Genomic DNA, 2,234 nt, shown 5'->3' on the forward strand with positions numbered 1-2,234 from the left:
GAGCCGGACACGGGCCTTCCCCGGGGACGCGGTCGTCAGGACGTGCGCGTGTCGGGCGCCGTACGCGCCGCTCCGACTCAGCGGGCCCCGGATGCCCTGAGGATGTCACCGGGCAGCACCTCGGGCAGCCCGCGCCCGCACCCCGCGCACTCCGCCCGGCGCCGCACCGCGTAGGCGGCCGTGGCCACCCCCAGCGCCGCGCCCCACACCGCCATCGACGCGAACGCCACCGTGTGCAGCGGCTCGGCGGTCAGCAGCGAACGCGCCTGCGCGTCCAGGAGCTCCACCACGACGCTGCGGCCCATCGCCACCAGCGCCACCGCCACCAGGGTCGCGGGCACCACCGCCAGCCCCACCGGCACCCGGCGACCGGCCAGACCGGCCGTCCACCACGGGAAGCGCACGCCCCAGCGCTGCACGAGCCCCAGCATCAGCACCACGCCCACCAGGCCGGCCGTGCCCAGCCCCACCCCGATGACGATCGTGCCGCCGTCGGCCGCCATGGCGTCGAACTGCTCCCGGCCGACCCCCACCGGGATCCCGAAGAGCCAGGGCAGACGCAGCGACGGGTAGAACAGGGCCACCACACAGGCCAGGGCCACCGCGATCCGGCCCACCCGCAGCGCCCGGGTCCGCGCCGCGCGCTCACGCCCGGCGTTCCACTCCGGCGCGCGCCCGCAGCGCTGGCAGGCGCCGCGCACCGCACGGCGGTGGGTGAGCGCCGCCGCCACCCACACCGCCACGCCCGCCGCGAAAAACAGGGTGGACAGGTGGGAGGCGGTGAAGGTCGCCTCCGCCCACAGCCGCAACAGGTCGGGCACGGCCCACCCCGCCACCGGCAGGATCATCGAGTACCCCAGCCAGGACAGCAGCTGACTGTCCACGAACACCAGCAGCACCACCGCGCCCAGCGTCCAGCAGACCGCCTCGACCACACGGCCCCCGGCTCCCCGCGGGCGCAGCATGAGCACGGCGCACACCGCGCCCACCGCGCCCAGCAGCAGGGACACCGCCCCCGGGACCGTCCGGGCGTTCAGCGGCCCCGAGGCGTCCGGGGCGACCAGGGAGAACAGCGAGCCGAACCCGCCCTGCCCGGGGACGCCCGCCGGGACCACCCCGCTCAGCCAGGCCAGCCCCAGGGCCAGGGCCACCGCCGACCAGGTCAGGGCCGTCCAGGGGGCGGCGGTGGGCCGCAGGTGTTCGTGGCGGATCCGGGTGACAGATGGTGGGGCGGCCATGGCCTGCTCCTCGTCTCAGGTGCGGTCGTTACCACCCACACCCTCGCGCGCACGGCACCGGGCGCACCTCACCGTGCAGCGGGATCCGCCTCCCCCGGGCGGGGGAGATCGGGCGCCCCGCGCGGACGCCGCCCCGTGCCCGGCCCGGGCCGCGGCCCCGCCGTCGCGTCGGTCTACCCCCGGCCGGTCCGGTGGGCCTTGTCCAGGGCGGACAGCACCACCTCCACGGACTGGGCCCCCGAGATGCCGACCGCGCGGTCCATGACGAAGAAGGGCACCCCGGTTGCACCCAACCGGCGGGCCAGGGCGATGTCCTCGCGCACGTCCTCGGCGTGCTCCTCGCCCTCCAGCACCCGCCGCGCCTCCTGGGGCTCCAGCCCGGCCTCGGCCGCCACCTCCACCAGGACGTCGGCGTCGCTGAGGTCGCGGGCCTCCACCAGCTGGGCGCGCATGAACCGCTCCTGCGCCCGGCCCTCCAGGCCGCGGGTCCGGGCCAGGTGGATCAGGCGGTGGACGTCGAAGGTGTTGACCATGAACCCGCCCGCGAAGTCGTAGTCCAGGCCCTCCTGGGCGGCCACCCGCGTGACCTGCTCGGTCATCGACCGCACCTGCTCGCGGGGCGCCCCCATCTTGCGCGAGAGCGAGTCGTAGACCGGCTCACTCACCCCCGGCGGGAAGGAGGGGTCCAGCTGGAAGCTGCGCCAGCGCACCCGGACCCGGTCGGCGTGCTCGAACAGCTCCAGCGCCCTCTCCAGGCGCCGCTTGCCGATGTAGCACCACGGACAGACCACGTCGGACCACACCTCGACCTGCACAGGCCAACCCCCCACTCACCCACACGTTCCCCAGGCGCCTTTGCCGCTCCGGCTCCGAGCCACCCTAACCGGCACCCGGTACCGGCTACGGCGCGCGGACCCCGCGGCCCCACGGCACGACCCCTAGCCGTCGAGGCCGCCGTCCGCCAGCGCCCAACCGGGCAGCTCCTCGGTGCGCTCG

General features: G+C 76.1%; 2 protein-coding genes. Both read right to left on the reverse strand.

Features of this window, described 5'->3' with window-relative positions:
- Positions 1 to 77: 77 nt before the first annotated feature.
- Entirely contained in the window at positions 78 to 1,238 is a 1,161-nt protein-coding gene (locus tag DQW06_RS27975) for a hypothetical protein (protein WP_117199604.1), read from the reverse strand.
- 173 nt (positions 1,239 to 1,411) lie between these two features.
- Positions 1,412 to 2,053, reverse strand: a complete 642-nt coding sequence (locus DQW06_RS27980; RefSeq protein WP_041552692.1) for a DsbA family oxidoreductase — start codon at positions 2,051 to 2,053, stop codon at positions 1,412 to 1,414.
- Positions 2,054 to 2,234 lie beyond the last annotated feature (181 nt).

Origin of the sequence: Nocardiopsis sp. TNDT3 (genome assembly GCF_003427465.1) — a bacterium.
Taxonomy (GTDB): Bacteria; Actinomycetota; Actinomycetes; order Streptosporangiales; family Streptosporangiaceae; genus Nocardiopsis; species Nocardiopsis dassonvillei.

Excerpts from the sequence above, each read along its gene's own strand:
- DQW06_RS27975 (WP_117199604.1), bottom strand. The coding sequence starts at position 1,238 with ATGGCCGCCCCACCATCTGTCACCCGGATCCGCCACGAACACCTGCGG.